Origin of the sequence: Terriglobus sp. YAF25, assembly GCF_052113305.1 — a bacterium.
Classification (GTDB): Bacteria; Acidobacteriota; Terriglobia; order Terriglobales; family Acidobacteriaceae; genus Terriglobus.
In genome coordinates, this window is record NZ_JBFRCY010001061.1 from 1 (window position 1) to 1,041 (window position 1,041).

Annotated in this window: 1 protein-coding gene; it reads left to right on the forward strand. The window is 68.1% G+C overall.

Annotation, left to right across the window (positions count from 1 at the left end):
- A partial coding sequence (locus AB4043_RS26535) for an aminotransferase class I/II-fold pyridoxal phosphate-dependent enzyme (protein ID WP_442308662.1) occupies nucleotides 1-1,041 on the forward strand: 1,041 nt, incomplete at both ends.

Below are 1,041 nucleotides of genomic sequence, written 5' to 3' on the forward strand. Positions count from 1 at the left end.
GCGGTGATCTGCAACCCCAACAACCCCGACGGCGGACTGCTGCCCCGACACGCCGTCGTCGCCATGATGGACGCCCTCGCCGATCTCGACCTGGTCGTCATCGACGAGTCCTTCCTGGAGTTCGCCGACTCGGAGGCATATCCGAGTGTCGTGGACGAGGCGGTGCTGCGGCCCAATGTCATTGTGCTGCGCAGCCTCGGTAAGAACTTCGGGCTGCACGGCGTCCGTTTCGGCTATCTGGTGGCCAATCCGGCGCTCGCCGTCCAGATACGCTCCCGGTTGCCGAAGTGGAATCTCAACTCCTTCGCCGAGGTCATCGTCTTCATGCTGAAGCGATACCAGCCGGAGTACGCGCAGAGCCTGCGCATGCTCAGCCGCGACCGGCAGGAGATGACCGCCCAACTGGCCAATCTGCCCGGGCTGACGGTCTATCCCTCCCAGGGCAACTTCGTCTTCGTCAAACTCCCGGAGGGCGCGGACGGCGCCCAGGTGCGCGACCGGCTGCTGTCCGAACACGGCGTGCTGGTCCGTGAATGCGGCAACAAGCTGGGCAGCAGCAGCCAGTTCATGCGGCTGGTGGTGCGCTCCCAGCCGGATGTGCAGCGGCTGCTGACCGGGCTGAGCACGGTGCTGTACGGCACGGCCTGGTACGCCCCGCAGCCCTCCCTCGACCAGCAGCCGTCCTACGCCCTGGAGCAGCCCTCGTACGCCCTGCCCCAGCAGCCGTCGTACGCGCTGGACCAGCCCTCGTACGCCTCCTACGCCCTGCCACAGCAACCCTCGTACGCGCTGCCGCAACCGCAGACCGAGCTCCAGATGCTGCTCGCGTCCGCGCAGCAGCAACAGCAACAGCAACAACAGCTGCAACCGGCCCTGTACCCCGCCGCCCCGCTCCAGACGGCACAGGGCACCTACGGGGGGTACGCGGCGCAGCAGGCGATGCCCGCAGCCTATCCGCAGCCCCAGGCGCAGCCCATGGCCGAGCTGACCCCCGCCGCGTACACCCCCGCCGGCCAGATGCCGCTCTACCAGTCCCAGCAG